General features: G+C 55.7%; 14 protein-coding genes. 8 read left to right on the top strand and 6 right to left on the bottom strand.

All coding sequences use genetic code 11. The features are described from left to right. Nucleotides 1-26 precede the first annotated feature (26 nt). Nucleotides 27-2,639 (top strand): aminopeptidase N, encoded by a 2,613-nt coding sequence (gene pepN / locus ACOT1A_RS11505; protein ID WP_105322610.1) that lies wholly within the window; start codon nucleotides 27-29, stop codon nucleotides 2,637-2,639. Between the two features lie 89 nt (nucleotides 2,640-2,728). Here pepN and ssuB read toward each other — a convergent pair whose 3' ends face one another. The 5 genes from ssuB to ssuE are packed head-to-tail and all read right to left on the bottom strand — an operon-like array spanning nucleotide 2,729 to nucleotide 6,969. Further along, the gene (ssuB, locus tag ACOT1A_RS11510; RefSeq protein WP_022647644.1) at nucleotides 2,729-3,499 is read right to left on the bottom strand and encodes an aliphatic sulfonates ABC transporter ATP-binding protein; all 771 of its coding nucleotides are present in this window, start codon (nucleotides 3,497-3,499) and stop codon (nucleotides 2,729-2,731) included. After that, a complete protein-coding gene (gene ssuC, locus ACOT1A_RS11515; protein WP_023299738.1) occupies nucleotides 3,496-4,287 on the bottom strand; it encodes an aliphatic sulfonate ABC transporter permease SsuC in 792 nt (263 codons plus the stop codon). The genes ssuB and ssuC overlap by 4 nt, the downstream gene beginning before the upstream one ends. Nucleotides 4,288-4,296: 9 nt before the next feature. Further along, nucleotides 4,297-5,442, bottom strand: coding sequence for an FMNH2-dependent alkanesulfonate monooxygenase (gene ssuD, locus ACOT1A_RS11520; protein WP_017384817.1), 1,146 nt, complete (start codon nucleotides 5,440-5,442; stop codon nucleotides 4,297-4,299). Beyond that, on the bottom strand, nucleotides 5,439-6,401 hold the full coding sequence (locus ACOT1A_RS11525) for a sulfonate ABC transporter substrate-binding protein (protein WP_048965566.1): 963 nt from the start codon (nucleotides 6,399-6,401) through the stop codon (nucleotides 5,439-5,441). Before ACOT1A_RS11525 ends, ssuD begins: the two co-directional genes overlap by 4 nt. Then, nucleotides 6,394-6,969: an NADPH-dependent FMN reductase gene (ssuE, locus tag ACOT1A_RS11530; RefSeq protein ID WP_022647647.1), complete on the bottom strand. Its 576-nt coding sequence runs from the start codon at nucleotides 6,967-6,969 to the stop codon at nucleotides 6,394-6,396. Before ssuE ends, ACOT1A_RS11525 begins: the two co-directional genes overlap by 8 nt. Nucleotides 6,970-7,218: 249 nt before the next feature. Between ssuE and pyrD the strand changes: the two genes are divergently transcribed. Both pyrD and zapC read left to right on the top strand, forming a co-directional pair. Continuing rightward, nucleotides 7,219-8,229 (top strand): quinone-dependent dihydroorotate dehydrogenase, encoded by a 1,011-nt coding sequence (gene pyrD / locus ACOT1A_RS11535; protein ID WP_015570907.1) that lies wholly within the window; start codon nucleotides 7,219-7,221, stop codon nucleotides 8,227-8,229. Between the two features lie 166 nt (nucleotides 8,230-8,395). Continuing rightward, nucleotides 8,396-8,938 (top strand): cell division protein ZapC, encoded by a 543-nt coding sequence (gene zapC / locus ACOT1A_RS11540; RefSeq protein WP_022647648.1) that lies wholly within the window; start codon nucleotides 8,396-8,398, stop codon nucleotides 8,936-8,938. Here the strand turns inward: zapC and ACOT1A_RS11545 are convergent. Then, entirely contained in the window at nucleotides 8,935-10,044 is a 1,110-nt protein-coding gene (locus ACOT1A_RS11545; RefSeq protein ID WP_276170348.1) for a YcbX family protein, read from the bottom strand. The two genes, zapC and ACOT1A_RS11545, sit on opposite strands and share 4 nt — an antisense overlap. Nucleotides 10,045-10,142: 98 nt before the next feature. Here ACOT1A_RS11545 and rlmKL point away from each other — a divergent pair, with 98 nt between their 5' ends. The 5 genes from rlmKL to pqiC are packed head-to-tail and all read left to right on the top strand — an operon-like array spanning nucleotide 10,143 to nucleotide 17,646. Beyond that, a complete protein-coding gene (gene rlmKL / locus ACOT1A_RS11550) occupies nucleotides 10,143-12,251 on the top strand; it encodes a bifunctional 23S rRNA (guanine(2069)-N(7))-methyltransferase RlmK/23S rRNA (guanine(2445)-N(2))-methyltransferase RlmL (RefSeq protein WP_276170349.1) in 2,109 nt (702 codons plus the stop codon). A 12-nt stretch (nucleotides 12,252-12,263) separates the two neighbouring features. Then, nucleotides 12,264-14,171, top strand: coding sequence for an ABC transporter ATP-binding protein (locus ACOT1A_RS11555; RefSeq protein ID WP_276170350.1), 1,908 nt, complete (start codon nucleotides 12,264-12,266; stop codon nucleotides 14,169-14,171). A 13-nt stretch (nucleotides 14,172-14,184) separates the two neighbouring features. Next, nucleotides 14,185-15,438, top strand: coding sequence for a membrane integrity-associated transporter subunit PqiA (gene pqiA, locus ACOT1A_RS11560; protein WP_063137582.1), 1,254 nt, complete (start codon nucleotides 14,185-14,187; stop codon nucleotides 15,436-15,438). Nucleotides 15,439-15,442: 4 nt separating this feature from the next. After that, complete coding sequence (gene pqiB / locus ACOT1A_RS11565) at nucleotides 15,443-17,083, top strand: intermembrane transport protein PqiB (RefSeq protein ID WP_276170351.1); 1,641 nt, start codon at nucleotides 15,443-15,445, stop codon at nucleotides 17,081-17,083. Continuing rightward, the gene (gene pqiC, locus ACOT1A_RS11570; RefSeq protein ID WP_022647654.1) at nucleotides 17,080-17,646 is read left to right on the top strand and encodes a membrane integrity-associated transporter subunit PqiC; all 567 of its coding nucleotides are present in this window, start codon (nucleotides 17,080-17,082) and stop codon (nucleotides 17,644-17,646) included. The genes pqiB and pqiC overlap by 4 nt, the downstream gene beginning before the upstream one ends. Nucleotides 17,647-17,761 lie beyond the last annotated feature (115 nt).

Genomic DNA, 17,761 nt, shown 5'->3' on the forward strand with positions numbered 1-17,761 from the left:
TCGACAAACGATGCATAAGGTTTTCTATGACACAACAGCCACAAGCTAAATACCGCCACGACTACCGTGCGCCGGATTACCTGATAAGCGATATCGATCTGACCTTCGACCTGGATGCCACAAAAACCGTCGTGACGGCGGTAAGCCAGGTGACGCGCCAGAGCGCGACAGCCGTGCCGCTGCGTCTGGATGGTGAAGACCTGACGCTGGTTTCCCTGCATATTAATGATGAAGCCTGGTCAGACTATAAAGAAGAAGGCAACCAGCTGGTCATCGACAACCTGCCGGAACGCTTTACCCTGCGCATCGTGAATGAAATCAGCCCTGCCGCCAATACCGCGCTGGAAGGGCTTTACCAGTCAGGCGTAGCCCTGTGCACCCAATGTGAAGCCGAAGGGTTCCGCCACATTACCTGGTATCTGGATCGCCCGGACGTCCTGGCGCGCTTTACCACCAAAATTATTGCCGACAAAACGCTGTACCCGTACCTGCTTTCCAACGGCAACCGGATTGGTGAAGGGGAACTGGAGAATGGCCGTCACTGGGTACAGTGGCAGGATCCGTTCCCGAAACCCTGCTACCTGTTTGCGCTGGTGGCGGGCGATTTCGATGTTCTGCGCGACACCTTTAAAACGCGCTCTGGCCGTGAAGTCGCGCTGGAGCTGTTCGTGGACCGTGGTAACCTTGACCGCGCCCCGTGGGCCATGACTTCCCTCATCAACTCCATGAAGTGGGATGAAACGCGCTTTGGCCTCGAATATGACCTCGACATCTATATGATCGTTGCTGTCGATTTCTTCAATATGGGCGCGATGGAGAATAAAGGTCTTAACATCTTTAACTCTAAATACGTGCTGGCGCGTACCGATACCGCAACGGATAAAGATTACCTCGATATCGAACGCGTTATCGGCCACGAATATTTCCATAACTGGACCGGGAACCGCGTCACCTGCCGCGACTGGTTCCAGTTGAGCCTGAAAGAGGGCTTAACCGTCTTCCGCGATCAGGAGTTCAGCTCCGATCTGGGATCGCGGGCGGTAAACCGCATCAGCAACGTGCGCACCATGCGTGGTCTGCAATTTGCAGAAGATGCCAGCCCAATGGCGCACCCGATCCGCCCGGATAAAGTCATTGAGATGAATAACTTCTACACCCTGACGGTGTATGAAAAAGGCGCTGAAATTATCCGCATGATCCACACCCTGCTGGGCGAAGAGAATTTCCAGAAAGGGATGCAGCTTTACTTTGAGCGTCACGACGGCAGTGCGGCCACCTGCGACGATTTTGTTCAGGCGATGGAAGACGCCTCTAACGTCGATCTGTCTCATTTCCGCCGCTGGTACAGCCAGGCCGGTACGCCGATTGTGACGGTCAAAGACGACTACAACCCGGAAACCGAGCAGTACACGCTGACCATCAGCCAGCGCACGCCGCCAACGGCGGAGCAGGAAGAGAAACATCCGCTGCACATTCCGTTCAGCGTTGAGCTGTACGACAACGAAGGCAACGTGATCCCGTTACAGAAGGGCGGCCACCCGGTGCATCATGTGCTGAACGTGACCCAGGCAGAGCAGACCTTTATCTTCGATAACGTCTATTTCCAGCCCGTTCCTGCCCTGCTGTGCGAGTTCTCCGCGCCGGTGAAACTCGAATACAAGTGGAGCGATCAGCAGCTGACGTTCCTGATGCGTCACGCGCGCAACGATTTCTCGCGCTGGGATGCGGCACAAAGCCTGCTGGCGACCTACATCAAGCTGAACGTGAACCGTTACCAGCAGGGCCAGCCGCTGACGCTGCCGGTTCATGTGGCAGACGCGTTCCGTGCCATCCTGCTGGATGAGAATATTGATCCGGCGCTGGCGGCTGAAATTTTAACGCTGCCGTCTGCGACTGAAATCGCCGAGCTGTTTGACATCATAGACCCCATTGCGATCGTCGCCGTGCGTGAAGCGCTGACCCGCACGCTGGCGACCGAACTGGCAGATGAGTTCCTCGCAATTTACAACGCCAACAAGCTGGACGCGTATCGGGTGGAACATGCGGATATCGGTAAACGTTCCCTGCGCAATACCTGCCTGCGCTATCTGGCATTTGGTGAGGCAGAGCTGGCGAACACGCTGGTCAGCAAGCAGTACCACGAAGCCGATAACATGACGGATGCGCTGGCCGCGCTGGCCGCAAGCGTTGCCGCCGAACTGCCGTGCCGCGATGCGCTTATGCAGGAGTACGACGACAGGTGGCATCAGGATGGTCTGGTGATGGACAAGTGGTTCATTCTTCAGGCCACCAGCCCGGCAGTCGATGTACTCAGCAAGGTCCGCAGCCTGCTGAAGCACCGTTCGTTCACCATGAGCAACCCGAACCGCGTCCGCTCCCTGATTGGCGCGTTTGCCAGCAGCAACCCGGCCGCGTTCCATGCTGAAGACGGCAGCGGATATCAGTTCATGGTTGAAATGCTGACCGAGCTGAACAGCCGTAACCCGCAGGTGGCGTCTCGTCTGATTGAGCCACTGATCCGCCTGAAACGCTACGATGCGCAGCGTCAGGCGAAAATGCGTGCCGCACTTGAGCAGCTGAAAGGGCTGGAAAATTTGTCTGGCGATCTGTACGAGAAGATTACAAAGGCGCTGGCCTGATGTAAAAAAGCCCGGTGGCGCTTCGCTTACCGGGCCTACGATTTGCCCTTGCGCCGTGCTCCCTGTTGAAGAGGGCCGGGGTGAGGGCATCAGGCATTAGCCTTTATCCGCTGAATCTCCGCTTCTCCACGTTTCATCACTCTATCCAGCACTTCCGCCTCCAGCTCCGCCAGTCTGGCCGATCCCACCCGGCGAGGACGTGGAATATCCACCGTCAGATCCAGACCAATTTTACCCTCTTCTATTAACAGCACCCTGTCTGCCATTGCCACAGCTTCGCTTACGTCATGCGTCACCAGCAGCACCGTAAAGCCGTGCGTCTGCCAGAGGGTTTCAATCAGATCCTGCATCTCGATCCGCGTCAGGGCATCAAGCGCGCCGAGCGGTTCATCAAGCAGCAGCAGGCCGGGACGATGAATCAGCGCGCGTGCCAGGGCCACGCGCTGCTTTTGTCCACCCGACAGGGCCGCAGGCCACTCTCCCGCGCGATTCTCCAGCCCTACCGCGGCGAGTGCCTGCCGGGCGTCCTCCCGCCAGCTGCCCTTCAGGCCCAGCCCGACGTTATCCATCACCGTTTTCCACGGCAGCAGACGCGCGTCCTGAAACATCATGCGCGTATCATCCTGAATCGTGGACAGCGGCGTCGTGCCCGCCAGAATGTCACCACTGTTTGGCGCCTCCAGCCCGGCTAAAAGACGCAGCAGGGTACTCTTGCCGCCACCGCTGCGGCCAACAACGGCCACAAACTGTCCGGCAGGAATATGCAGATCCAGTGCATTCAGAATGGTGTTGTCGCCGTAGCGTTTGGTCACGCCGTTCAGCAGTAACGGTGTTCCCTGGTTCAGTCGTGCAGTATTCATGCTTTCGCCTCCTGAGCGGTGTAGGCCGGGTTCCAGCGCAGCCAGCTACGTTCCAGCCACTGGGCGCTGACGTCCGCAAGTTTGCCAAGCAGGGCATAAAGGATAATGGCAACCACCACCACGTCCGTTTGCAGGAACTCGCGGGCGTTCATCGCCAGATAACCAATGCCGGAGTTGGCCGAAATGGTTTCCGCCACGATCAGGGTTAGCCACATCAGGCCGAGCGCAAAACGCACCCCAACCATAATGGAGGGCAGGGCGCCCGGCAGGATCACATGGGTAAACAGGGCAAAACCTGACAGGCCATAGCTGCGGGCCATCTCAACCAGACCGCGATCGATATTGCGGATCCCATGCCAGGTATTGATATAAATCGGGAATAATGTTCCCAGCGCCACGAGGAAAATTTTGGCGCTCTCATCAATGCCGAACCACAGGATAACCAGCGGAATAAGCGCCAGATGCGGCACGTTACGCAGCATTTGAACGGAGGTATCCAGCAGCCGCTCACCCCAGCGGGACAGGCCGCTGATCAGCCCCAGCGTCAGGCCGATGCTCCCGCCAATCGAAAAGCCGATTACCGCGCGCCAGGAGCTGATGGCAAGATGTTGCCACAGCTCACCGCTGGCGCTTAGCGACCAGAACGCTTCCACAACGCCCTCCGGAGAGGGCAAAATACGGCTCGACAGCCAGCCAGTTGAAGACGCCAGTTGCCAGACGAGGACAATGCCGACGGGCAGAAACCACGGTGCGGCGCGCAGCAGCCATTTTTGTGCGGTTGAAGACATGGTGGCTCCTTAACTTTGCGCGACTTTTCTCGGGATAAACGCATTCGCCACGGCTTCGCCCTGCAACTGAAGCTGACGTGGCTGCGGAATCTCCGGGATAGCGACATCCAGGTGCGGGAAGAGCAGTTCACCCACCTTGTAGGCCTCCTCCAGATGCGGGTAGCCAGACAGGATAAAGCTGTCGATCCCCAGCGCCGCGTATTCATTAATGCGTGCCGCTACGGTTGGACCGTCGCCGACCAGCGCCGTACCGGCGCCGCCACGCACCAGACCCACCCCGGCCCACAGGTTCGGGCTGATCTCAAGATTTTCACGCTTGCCGTTGTGCAGGGAGGCCATTCGGTGTTGGCCCACTGAGTCGGTTTTGGCAAACGCCGCCTGTGCTTTGGCGATAGTGTCGTCGTCCAGATGAGCGATCAGACGGTCGGCAGCTTGCCAGGCCTCGTCGTTGGTTTCGCGTACGATCACGTGCAGGCGAATGCCGAAGCGCACCGTACGGCCATGTTCTGCGGCTTTGGCGCGTACCTGAGCAATTTTCTCTTTAACCAGCTCCGGTGGCTCGCCCCAGGTCAGATAGAGATCGACCTGCTCAGCCGCCAGCTCCTGCGCCACGTCCGACGATCCGCCGAAATAAAGGGGAGGGCGCGGCTGTTGTACCGGCGGGAAGTAGAGTTGCGCATCGCGAACGTGGATATGTTTTCCTTCGAAGGTGACGGTTTCCCCTTCCAGCAGACGTCGCCAGACGCGGGTGAACTCTGCGGAGGCTTCATAGCGCTCGGTATGATCGAGAAAAACGCCATCGCCCGCCAGCTCCTGCGGATCGCTGCCCGTCACCAGATTGAACAGCGCGCGGCCGTTGGAGAGCCTGTCCAGCGTTGCCGCCTGGCGTGCCGCGACGGTGGGCGACACCACGCTCGGGCGCAAGGCTACCAGGAATTTCAGGCGCTGGGTGACGGGGATCATCGACGCGGCAACCAGCCACGCATCCTCACATGAACGGCCCGTCGGGATCAGCACCCCGGTAAAACCGATGCGGTCTGCCGCCTGGGCGATCTGCTGTAGATAGCCGTGATCGACCGGGCGGGCGCCTTCTTCTGTGCCAAGATAGTGTCCATCACCGTGGGTGGGTAAAAACCAGAAAAGATTCAGACTCATGATTTTTTTCCTTCAATGCCAGCGGGTTGCCAGATGCGTTCGCGAATATTCACCTGCTTTGGAACCAGGCGGTTTTGATAAAAGAGGTCTGCCGTTTGCTGCTGGAGGGCGGCAACGTGGGCGTCAACCGGCGCTATGGTGGTGGGAGGACGGTGGTCAAGATAGGTGGCGATCACCGGTTCAGGCAGGCCCATGGTTTTTGCCAGCAGCGTGATGCTCTGCTGACGCTGGCTTTGGGTCAGCGCATCGGCCTGAGAGAAGGTATCCAGCACCTGCTGAATAAATGCGCCATTTTTTTCAGCGTAAGGACGTGCCGCCAGGTAGAACGAACCGGTTTGTTTCAGGGTGGTGCCGTCTTTCAGCACCCGCACACCGCCTTGCAACAGTGCGGCGGAGTAGTACGGATCCCAGATAGCCCAGGCATCAACATTTTTTTGCTGAAACGCCGCGCGCGCATCGGCAGGCGTCAGGTAAACGGGCTGGATATCGGTGAATTTAAGGCTGGCCTCCTGCAACGCGCGCAGCAGCAGGTTATGCGAGCTGGAACCTTTCTGGAAAGCAACCTTATGACCTTTGAGATCGGCGACGCTTTTGATCTCGCTGTTTTCCGGCACCAAAATAACCTCTGCCTTCGGCTTGGCGGGTTCAACGCCAACGTAAACCAGATCCGCCCCGGCCGCCTGGGCAAAGATCGGCGGGATATCGCCGGTGCTGCCTAAATCAATACTCCCGACGTTCAGCGCCTCCAGCATCTGCGGTCCGGCAGGGAACTCGACCCATGAGAATTTGGTCTGCGGGAAACGTTTCTCCAGCAACGCATGGCTTTTCGCCAGCACCATGCTGACGCTGCCTTTCTGATAACCGATACGCAGGCTCTCCGGCGTTTTCTCCGCCGCCTGAGCCAGCGATGCCACTGCCAGCAGACCTGCCAGCCCGATACGGGTAACTGTTTTAAACATGCGCCACTCCTTGTGATTGATGAAATGCCGCCGCGTGGCGATCCCGGCGATTAAGGGCGTGCCAGAAGGTTTCAAGCGCGCTGTCGAGGCGGGTTTGCAGATTCGGCGTGAAATGCGGTTTATGCTGGTAGTCGATTACCTGTGAGTCGTCAGCGAAGACGCCATGCAGGATCTCCTGCGCTTTCAGCGCGTTCAGAACTGGCTTGAGGGCATAATCCACCGCCAGTAAATGGGCTACCGTACCGCCTGTGGCCAGCGGCAGGACGACCTTACCGTCCAGCGCGCGTTCGGGCAGCAGATCGAGCAGCGTTTTCAGTGCACCGGAAAAAGAGGCTTTATAAATTGGTGTCGCGACGACCAGCCCGTCAGCACGCTTAAGTTGTTCGATCAGGGTTTTCAGCGCCGGGCTGTCGAAACGTGCGTAGAGCAGATCTTCAGGCGCGAAATTGTGCAAATTCCAGTGACACACTTCGACATCCAGAGCATTAAGCTTTTCGCGAGCGTATTCCAGCAGTGCGCTGGATCGAGAGGGGAAGCGGGGGCTTCCGGCCAGGGTAATGACGCGCATGGTTGCTCCTTATAACTAATTGTTTGCTTTTATCTAACATTCATAACAATTTTCAGGAGTGTGACATTGCGTGGTTATTCCACTAAATGATTTATCCTCAGGATGAATGCAGAAAAAAGCATAAGAAGCGAACCGATAAGTAAACGATTGCGTTTTACATGGCTTTTTTTGCCACAGGTCAATTCCCTTTCCGGGCGGGATCGCACATAATCCCCTCCCGGTTTGCACACCGGGAATCCAGGAGAGTTCATGTACTACCCCTTCGTTCGTAAAGCCCTTTTCCAGCTCGATCCTGAGCGCGCTCATGAATTTACATTTCAGCAGTTACGTCGTATTACAGGAACGCCTCTGGCCGCGCTGGTGCGTCAAAACGTGCCGGAAAAACCCGTCCAATGCATGGGCCTGACGTTCAAAAATCCACTGGGCCTTGCGGCCGGTCTGGACAAAAATGGCGAATGCATTGATGCACTCGGCGCGATGGGCTTTGGCTCGATCGAAATCGGGACGGTGACGCCGCGTCCGCAGCCGGGAAATGACAAGCCACGTCTGTTCCGCCTGGTTGAAGCCGAGGGGCTGATCAACCGCATGGGCTTTAATAACCTTGGCGTCGATCATCTGGTTGAGAACGTTAAGAAAGCCCATTTTGATGGTGTGCTGGGTATTAATATTGGCAAAAATAAAGACACGCCAGTCGAGCAGGGTAAAGATGACTATCTGATTTGTATGGAAAAAGTCTATGCCTATGCCGGTTATATCGCGGTGAATATATCCTCGCCTAACACCCCAGGGCTGCGTTCATTACAATATGGCGAAGCGCTTGACGATCTTCTTAGCGCCATTAAAAATAAACAAACGGCACTACAGGCGATCCACCATAAATATGTTCCGGTCGCGGTTAAGATCGCCCCGGATCTTTCGGCAGAGGAATTGATCCAGGTTGCCGACAGTTTAGTTCGCCATAATATTGATGGTGTGATTGCGACCAATACAACGCTCGATCGCTCCCTCGTCCAGGGAATGAAAAACTGTGACGAAGCGGGTGGATTAAGTGGCCGTCCGGTACAATTAAAAAGCACCGAAATTATTCGCGCACTCTCCGCGGAATTAAAAGGCCAGCTGCCGATTATTGGCGTGGGTGGCATTGATTCCGTCATCGCTGCACGTGAGAAGATGGCGGCAGGGGCTTCACTGGTGCAAATTTATTCCGGCTTTATTTTTAAAGGGCCGCCATTGATTAAAGAAATTGTCACGCATATCTAATCTTTTCTCTTAATCAGACAACCAGGGCTTTATTTCCAGCCCTGGTTGTTTTATATTCCGTCATTGTTGCTTATTTAGACATTATAGTCTTTTATTACTAGTGTTATAAGCGAAGCGGCAAACAGGACATTTTTAGTACAGGACGTTTTGGGGACGGGAGAGAAACATGCGAATTAAACCTGACGATAACTGGTGCTGGTATTTTTGTGACGAGCATGACCGTATGATGCTCGACTTAGCCAATGGCATGTTGTTTCGCTCTCGTTTTGCGCGCCGAATGTTAACGCCAGACGCGTTTGCTCCCTCAGGCTTTTGCGTTGACGACGCTGCACTCTATTTCTCTTTTGAAGAAAAATGCCGCGACTTCAATCTCTCCAAAGAACAGCGCGCTGAACTGGTACTAAATGCGCTGGTGGCGATCCGTTTCCTGAAACCACAAATGCCGAAAAGCTGGCATTTCCTCGCGCACGGTATGAGCTGGACCCCGGCTATCGGCGATGCGGCCAGCGTCAATCTGAGCGATACCGAAGAAGAGGTGAATTTGCTGGTGGTTGAACCCGGTGAAAACGCTGCGCTCTGTTTGCTGGCCCAACCCGGCGTGACCATTGCCGGGCGAGTCATGCAGTTAGGTGATGCCATCAAAGTGATGAATGACAGGCTGAAGCCTCAGCTGCGCGTCGATTCCTTCAGCCTCGAACAGGCGGTTTAAGCTTCCAGCTGTACGGATGTTTTCGGTACACAGCTACAGCACAGGATCGTGCCGTCACTGCCAATCGCAGATTTCTTCAGGGCACTCACTTCACCATCGACCAGTTTAATGCGACAGCATCCGCAAATCCCCGCGCGACAGGAATAAGGTACGCGGATACCCGCCTGCTCCAGCTGTTCCAGTAGCACCTGCTGATTGTTACCACGAATAACTTTGCCTTCCCAGTGAATATCCACCGCGGAAGCGACGTTGGTGACAACGTCAACCATTTCTTCTTCCTGGCCTGCGCCGTACACTCTTGCAGGCCCGCGGGTAAGAATTTCGACCTCGTCGCCCACGCGGATTACGCCGCTGGAGCGGGGGATCAGGTTCTGGCCGAAGTCGACATCACCGTTATCCTGCGCGGTACGAAATGACTGCAAGGTTTTCAGCGGTTCGCCGGAAGGGTGTTTCTGGCCTTTCTCCGGGCTGACGGTGGTAAAAATACAGCGGCTGCACGGCTTCACGACATCAAAGATTACGCTGCCGATGCGGATCACTTTCCAGGTATCTTCATCCCAGGCATCCGCTCCGGTCACCACCAGATTCGGGCGAAACTGCTCCATCTGCACGCTGGCTTTGCAACGGGTTTGTAAATCACGCAGCGAGGCCTCGCTGGTCAGCAGGAAGGGAAAACCATCCGCAAAGGAGAGGGGAACCGCGTCGTGGCGTTTCACGCGACGAGTCAGCGTAGGCCCAACCCAGCGCAGCTGAACGTCACGTGAGAAAAAGCCGCTCAGCCACTGGTTAATGTTATCCGGCGCGATACGCGCGGTAAAATGATTGCCCCACACTTCCGTTGGCGCTTCAACCGGCGCAAAATCAGCAAAGCGGATCACGACGCTTGAACCGTCTGGCGCGGTCAAATGCAATCCGTCATGAAGCGGGGAAGGCGTAAAGCGAACCATCTGCGGGAACTGACGTGCGGTGATGAACGTACCGTCAGGCTCGGTGATCATAAAAATACGATCGAAGGCGAATCCGCTCATATCGGCCAGCGCGTGCGTCACGCCGATACCACGCATGGATTTCACCGGATGAATAAAAAGCCTGGATAACGTCGCCACTGCACACTCCCGCTAAATAAAATAAGCCTTCAACTTTATGACATACACGCCATATTAGCTATAATGCGCGACAATTTTCTATGAGTAAAAGTGACGATATGAATTCTCTGTTTGCCAGTACGGCCCGTGGGCTGGAAGAGCTGTTAAAAACTGAACTGGAAACCCTGGGCGCGAAAGAGTGCCAGGTGGTTCAGGGTGGTGTCCATTTTGAGGGCGACACGCGGCTTATTTACCAGAGCCTGATGTGGAGCCGTCTGGCGTCGCGCATCATGCTGCCGATGAAAGAGTGCAAGGTCTACAGCGATCTTGATCTCTACACCGGTGTACAGATGATCGACTGGACAGAGATCTTCACCCCGGACGCCACCTTTGCGGTGCATTTCAACGGTGTCAACGATGAGATCCGCAACAGCCAGTACGGCGCCCTGCGCGTCAAAGACGCCATTGTGGACTGCTTCACGCGTCGTAATAGAGAACGTCCGAACGTAGATCGTGAAAACCCGGATCTGCGTATCAACGTCTGGCTGAACGGCGACACTGCCAGTATTTCCCTGGATCTGAGCGGCGCAGGCCTGCATCTGCGCGGCTATCGCGATCGCACCGGCATGGCCCCAATCAAAGAGACACTGGCCGCCGCTATCGTGATGCGCTCCGGCTGGCAGCCGGGTACGCCGCTGCTCGATCCAATGTGCGGTTCCGGTACGCTGCTGATTGAAGCCGCGATGCTGGCCACCGACCGCGCGCCAGGGCTGCATCGTGGACAGTGGGGCTTCAAAGGCTGGGCGCAGCACGATGAAGACCTCTGGAAAGAGGTCAAAGACGACGCGCAGACCCGTGCCCGTAAAGGGCTGGCGGAGTACACCTCTCACTTTTACGGTTCGGACAACGACCCACGGGTGATTGAACGCGCGCGCAGCAACGCCCGTCGAGCCGGTATCGGTGAGCTGGTGACCTTCGACGTCAAAGATGTGGCGAACCTGACCAATCCGCTGCCAAAAGGCCCGTACGGTACGGTGATCAGCAACCCGCCGTATGGTGAGCGTCTTGGCAGCGAGCCAGCGCTGATTGCGCTACACAGCCTGCTGGGCCGCAACATGAAAGCGCATTTCGGCGGCTGGAACCTCTCCCTGTTTAGCGCCTCGCCGGAGCTGCTGAGCTGCCTGCAATTACGTGCCGATCGCCAGTTCAAGGCGAAAAACGGCCCGCTGGACTGCGTGCAGAAAAACTACCATCTGGCAGAGATAGCAGCGGACAGCAAACCGTCTGGCGTGGCGGAAGATTATGCCAACCGTCTGCGCAAAAACCTGAAGAAATTTGAGAAGTGGGCGAAGCAGGAAGGCATCGAATGTTATCGCCTTTACGACGCTGACCTGCCGGAATACAACGTGGCGGTTGACCGCTATGCAGACTGGGTGGTGGTTCAGGAATACGCCCCGCCGAAAACCATTGATGCGCAAAAAGCGCGTCAGCGTATGCTGGATGTGATTGCGGCCACCATCGCCGTACTCGGCATTTCGCCAAACAAGCTGGTGCTGAAAACCCGTGAGCGTCAGAAAGGCAAAAACCAGTATCAGAAGATGGGCGAGAAGGGCGACTTCATCGAAGTGGGCGAATATAATGCGCGCCTGTGGGTTAACCTGACCGATTACCTTGATACCGGCCTGTTCCTCGATCACCGCATCGCCCGCCGCATGCTGGGACAGATGAGCAAGGGCAAAGACTTCCTGAACCTGTTCTCCTATACCGGCAGCGCCAGCGTTCATGCAGGGCTTGGTGGGGCGCGTAGTACCACCACGGTCGATATGTCCCGTACTTATCTGGAGTGGGCAGAGCGCAACCTGCGTCTTAACGGCTTAACCGGTCGTCAGCATCGCCTGTTACAGGCCGACGTGCTGGGCTGGCTGCGCGATACCGACGAGCAGTTTGATCTGATCTTTATCGATCCGCCGACCTTCTCTAACTCCAAGCGTATGGAGGATAGCTTTGACGTTCAACGCGATCACCTGCGCCTGATGACCGACCTGAAGCGTCTGCTGCGTAAAGGCGGCACCATTATGTTCTCGAATAACAAGCGCGGATTCCGCATGGATCACGACGGCCTGGCCGAACTGGGACTGAAAGCACAAGAAATCAGCCAAAAAACGCTGTCTCAGGACTTTGCCCGTAACCGTCAAATCCACAACTGCTGGCTGATCTCCGCGGTCTGAAAGGAAAAATAAATGTCTTTAATTAGTATGCACGGCGCGTGGCTCTCTTTCAGCGACTCACCGCTTCTCGATAATGCAGAGCTGCATATCGAAGATAACGAGCGCGTCTGTCTGGTCGGCCGTAACGGCGCAGGTAAATCGACGCTGATGAAAATCCTCAACCGTGAGCAGGGGCTGGACGACGGCCGTATTGTTTACGAGCAGGATCTGGTCGTCTCTCGTCTGCAACAGGATCCGCCGCGTAACGTTACCGGCAGCGTGTACGATTTTGTTGCCGAAGGAATTTCAGAGCAGGCGGAATACCTCAAGCGCTACCACGAGATTTCGCATCTGGTCATGACCGACCCGAGCGACAAAAATCTCAACGAGCTGGCAAAAGTGCAGGAGATGCTCGATCACCACGGCCTGTGGCAGCTGGAAAACCGCATTAACGAAGTGCTGGCTCAGCTTGGCCTGGAAGCGGATATGGAGCTGTCGGCGCTCTCCGGCGGCTGGCTGCGTAAAGCCGCGCTGGGCCGTGCCCTGGTGAGCGGGCCCAGGGTACTGCTGCTGGACGAACCAACGAACCACCTGGATATCGAAGCGATTGACTGGCTGGAAGGGTTCCTGAAAACTTTCAATGGCACCATTATCTTCATCTCCCACGACCGTTCGTTCATCCGCAACATGGCCACGCGCATTGTCGACCTCGACCGCGGCAAGCTGGTGACCTATCCGGGCGATTACGATACCTATCTGCTGGAGAAAGAAGAGAACCTGCGCGTGGAAGAGCTGCAAAACGCCGAGTTCGACCGCAAGCTGGCGCAGGAAGAGGTATGGATCCGTCAGGGCATCAAGGCGCGTCGTACCCGTAATGAAGGCCGCGTTCGCGCCCTGAAGGCGATGCGCCGCGAACGTAGCGAACGCCGCGAAGTCTTGGGTAGCGCCAAAATGCAGGTGGAAGAGGCGTCCCGCTCGGGCAAAATTGTCTTCGAAATGGAGAACGTGAGTTATTCGGTTGACGGCAAAGTGCTGGTGAACGATTTCTCCGCACAGGTTCAGCGCGGCGACAAAATTGCGCTTATTGGTCCAAACGGCTGCGGCAAAACCACGCTGTTGAAACTGATGCTGGGCCAGTTGCAGGCCGACAGCGGTCGTATTCACTGTGGTACCAAGCTGGAAGTAGCGTACTTTGACCAGCATCGCGCAGAGCTGGATCCGGACCGTACGGTGATGGACAACCTCGCTGAGGGCAAACAGGAGGTAATGGTTAACGGCAAGCCGCGTCACGTGCTGGGCTACCTTCAGGACTTCCTGTTCCACCCAAAACGCGCCCTGACGCCTGTGCGCGCGCTGTCCGGCGGTGAGCGTAACCGTCTTTTACTGGCGCGCCTGTTCCTGAAACCCAGTAACTTACTGATTCTCGATGAACCGACGAACGATCTGGATGTCGAAACGCTGGAACTGCTGGAAGAGTTGATTGATGGCTATCAGGGAACCGTGATGCTGGTCAGCCACGATCGTCAATTTGTCGATAACACCGTGACCGAGTGCTGGATCTTCGAAGGCGAAGGACGCATCGGTCAATATGTGGGCGGCTATCATGACGCGCGTGGACAGCAATCGCAGTCGCTGGCGCAAAAACAGGCGAAGACCAAAAATGTCGCTGAACCTGTTGTTGTGAAAGCAGAAACTGTCAAAAAGTCTCCTGCTAAAATGAGCTATAACTTGCAGCGCGAGCTGGAAGGGCTGCCGCAGCGTCTGGAAGAGCTGGAAGCGGCACTGGAAGCACTGCAAATTCAGGTCGCTGATGCGTCATTCTTTACGCAGCCTCACGACTATACTCAGAAAGTATTGGCTGAACTCTCCCAGGCCGAGCAGGCGCTGGATGAGGCATTTGAGCGCTGGGAGTACCTTGAGTCTCTGAAAAACGGCGCATAAACAGGGATAATCTATGTGTGACCAGCACCATGCCGATCGGCATATTTTATGCTCGCAATGCGATATGCTCGTGGCGTTGCCAGAGCTTGGTCACGGACATAAGGCTGCCTGCCCGCGCTGCGGAGCTACGCTGACGACCGAGTGGGACGCGCCAAGGCAGCGTCCTACGGCTTACGCACTGGCAGCCCTGTTCATGTTACTGCTCTCCAATCTCTTCCCTTTCATCTCTATGAAAGTGGGTGGGATGGTAAGCCAGGTGGAGTTACTGGAAATTCCAGGCGTGATGTTCTCGGAAGATTACGCCAGCCTTGGCACCTTCTTTCTTCTGTTCGTGCAGATAGTCCCGGCTTTTTGCCTGGTCGTCATTCTGCTACTGGTCAATCGCGTCAGGATGCCCACCGCCCTTAAAATCAAACTCGCGCGGATCCTGTTCCAGCTGAAAAGCTGGGGGATGGCGGAAATTTTTCTGGCGGGTATCCTGGTCAGCTTCGTGAAGCTGATGGCCTACGGCGATGTGGGGATTGGCAGTAGCTTTATTCCGTGGTGTCTGTATTGCGTGCTGCAACTGCGCGCTTTCCAGTGCGTGGACCGACGCTGGACCTGGGACGATATTGCCCCGGCACCGACGCTCTCGCAGACGGTAAAGGTGGGCGTACCGGGTATCCGTCAGGGGCTGCGCTCCTGCTCCTGCTGCACCGCCGTGCTGCCCGCGGATGTCGAGGTGTGTCCCCGCTGTGAAACAAAAGGTCACGTCCGACGCAAAAATAGCCTGCAATGGACCATGGCGCTGCTGGTGACCTCTGTCATGCTTTATCTGCCCGCCAATATTTTGCCGATCATGATCACCGATCTGCTCGGCGACAGAATGCCCTCGACCATCCTTGCCGGGGTGATTTTGCTGTGGAGCGAAGGGTCATACCCTGTTGCAGGCGTCATATTTATCGCCAGCATTATGGTTCCGACCTTAAAGATGATTGCCATTGCCTGGCTTTGCTGGGATGCAAAAGGGCACGGTAAGCGTGACAGTGAGCGCATGCATCTGATTTATGAGGTCGTGGAATTTGTTGGCCGTTGGTCGATGATTGACGTGTTCGTGATTGCGGTTCTCTCAGCGCTGGTGCGTATGGGTGGGCTGATGAGTATTTATCCCGCTATGGGAGCGCTGATGTTTGCTTTGGTCGTCATTATGACCATGTTTGCGGCCATGACCTTCGACCCTCGTTTATCGTGGGATCGTGAGCCCGATTCAAGCCATGAGGAAGAGTAAGAGCATGGAAAATAAGAGTGGAGAGGCTAAAGTGCAGAAGGTCAGAAACTGGTCGCCGGTGTGGATTTTCCCCATCGTGACCGCGCTGATCGGTGCATGGATCCTGTTTTATCATTACAGCCATCAGGGACCGGAAGTCACGCTAATTACCACCAATGCAGAGGGAATTGAGGGCGGAAAAACCACCATCAAGAGCCGCAGCGTGGATGTGGGTGTCGTGGAAAGCGCGACCCTGACGGATGATTTAACCCATGTTGAAATTAAGGCCCGCCTGAATGCTGGCATGGAAAAACTGCTCCATGAAGATTCCGTTTTTTGGGTGGTGAAACCGCAGGTCGGAAGAGAAGGGATCAGCGGCTTAGGGACGCTATTGTCAGGGGCTTACATTGAACTCCAGCCCGGCAATAAAGGCGCCCAGCCAGCAAACTATCAGTTGCTGGATTCACCGCCGCTTGCGCCACCGGATGCAAAAGGGATCCGCGTCATTCTGGACAGCAAAAAAGCGGGCCAGCTCTCGCCGGGCGATCCGGTGCTGTTCCGTGGGTATCGTGTCGGTTCGGTTGAAACGAGCACCTTCGATCCGCAAAAACGGACCATCAGCTATCAGCTATTTATCAATGCGCCTAATGACCGACTGGTGACCAGTAACGTTCGTTTCTGGAAAGACAGTGGGATCGCTGTGGATCTCACCTCTGCGGGGATGCGCGTTGAGATGGGTTCACTCACCACGCTGTTTGGTGGGGGCGTCAGTTTTGACGTGCCGGAAGGTATAGATCTGGGACAACCGGTGGCGGAAAAAACCGCCTTCAGATTGTTTGACGATCAAAAAAGCATTCAGGATGCGCTCTATACCGATCACATCGATTATCTGATGTTCTTTAAGGACTCTGTACGCGGCTTGCAGCCAGGAGCGCCAGTTGAGTTCCGCGGTATCCGTCTGGGTACAGTAGGGCAAGTGCCTTACTTTGTTCCGGGACTCAAGCAAATGCTTGATGATGATTATCGTATTCCGGTGCTGATACGCATTGAGCCTGAGCGTTTAATTAACCAGATTGGTGAGGATCAGGATATTGGGGAGCATATCAGCGACCTGATGAATCGCGGTCTGCGTGGCTCGCTGAAAACCGGCAACCTGGTGACAGGGGCGTTGTATGTCGATATGGACTTCTATCCAAAAGCGCCACCTATGACGGGAGTCCGTGGATTTGGCGGCTACAAAATCATTCCTACGGTTAGCAGTGGCCTGGCGCAGATCCAACAGCGTCTGATGGAAACGCTGGATAAGATCAACAATCTGCCGCTGAATCCAATGCTTGAGGCTGCGACGGGATCACTGCATCAGAGCCAGGCGACGATGCAACGTCTACAAACTACCCTGGATAATATCAACAAGATCACGGCCAACCAGTCCATGCAGCAACTGCCGCAGGATATGCAGAAAACGTTGCGTGAACTGAATCGCAGTATGCAGGGCTTCCAGCCGGGCTCAGCGGCCTACAACAAGATGGTGGCGGATATGCAACGTCTTGATCAGGTTTTACGCGAGCTACAGCCCGTTCTGAAAACGCTCAATGAAAAGAGCAACGCGCTGGTGTTTGAAGCGAAAGATAAAAAGGATCCTGAGCCTAAGAGGGCGAAACAATGAAAAAATGGCTAATCATCGCAGGCGCACTGGTATTAACGGCCTGTAGCTCTGGAAGCGATAACAAAAGCTACTACCAGCTGCCGTTAAGCGCGCAGTCGGGGGCGCAGAGCAGTGCCTCGCAGGGCAGCCGTCTGCTGTGGGTTGAGCAGGTTGCCGTGCCAGATTACCTGGCGGGCAACGGGGTGGTCTACCAGACCAGCGATGTGCAGTATGTAATCGCCAACAACAACCTGTGGGCCAGCCCGCTGGATCAGCAGCTACGCAATACGCTGGTGGCGAATCTGAGCAGCCAGCTCCCCGGTTGGGTCGTTGCCTCGCAGCCTCTGGGAAGCGATCAGGACACTCTGAATGTTAACGTGACAGGATTCCATGGCCGCTATGATGGTGCCGTTGTTATCAGCGGGGAGTGGCTGCTGAATCACCAGGGTCAGCTGATTAAGCGTCCTTTCCATCTGGAACTCAAGCAGCAGAAAGATGGCTATGACGAAATGGTGAAAGTACTTGCGCAGGGATGGGCACAGGAGTCGGCTACTATAGCAAGAGAGATTTCCCGCCTGCCATAAGTAAAATTCATCGACGAAAGCCGCACTCAGCTTCTTGCTGATTGCGGCTTTTTTTTCGTTTTACGTTCAGGTTGTTACTTGTCCCGCATCACACTTTTTGTACAAACGATCTTCC

This window comes from Enterobacter cloacae complex sp. SYL003, assembly GCF_049236925.1.
Classification (GTDB): Bacteria; Pseudomonadota; Gammaproteobacteria; order Enterobacterales; family Enterobacteriaceae; genus Enterobacter; species Enterobacter intestinihominis.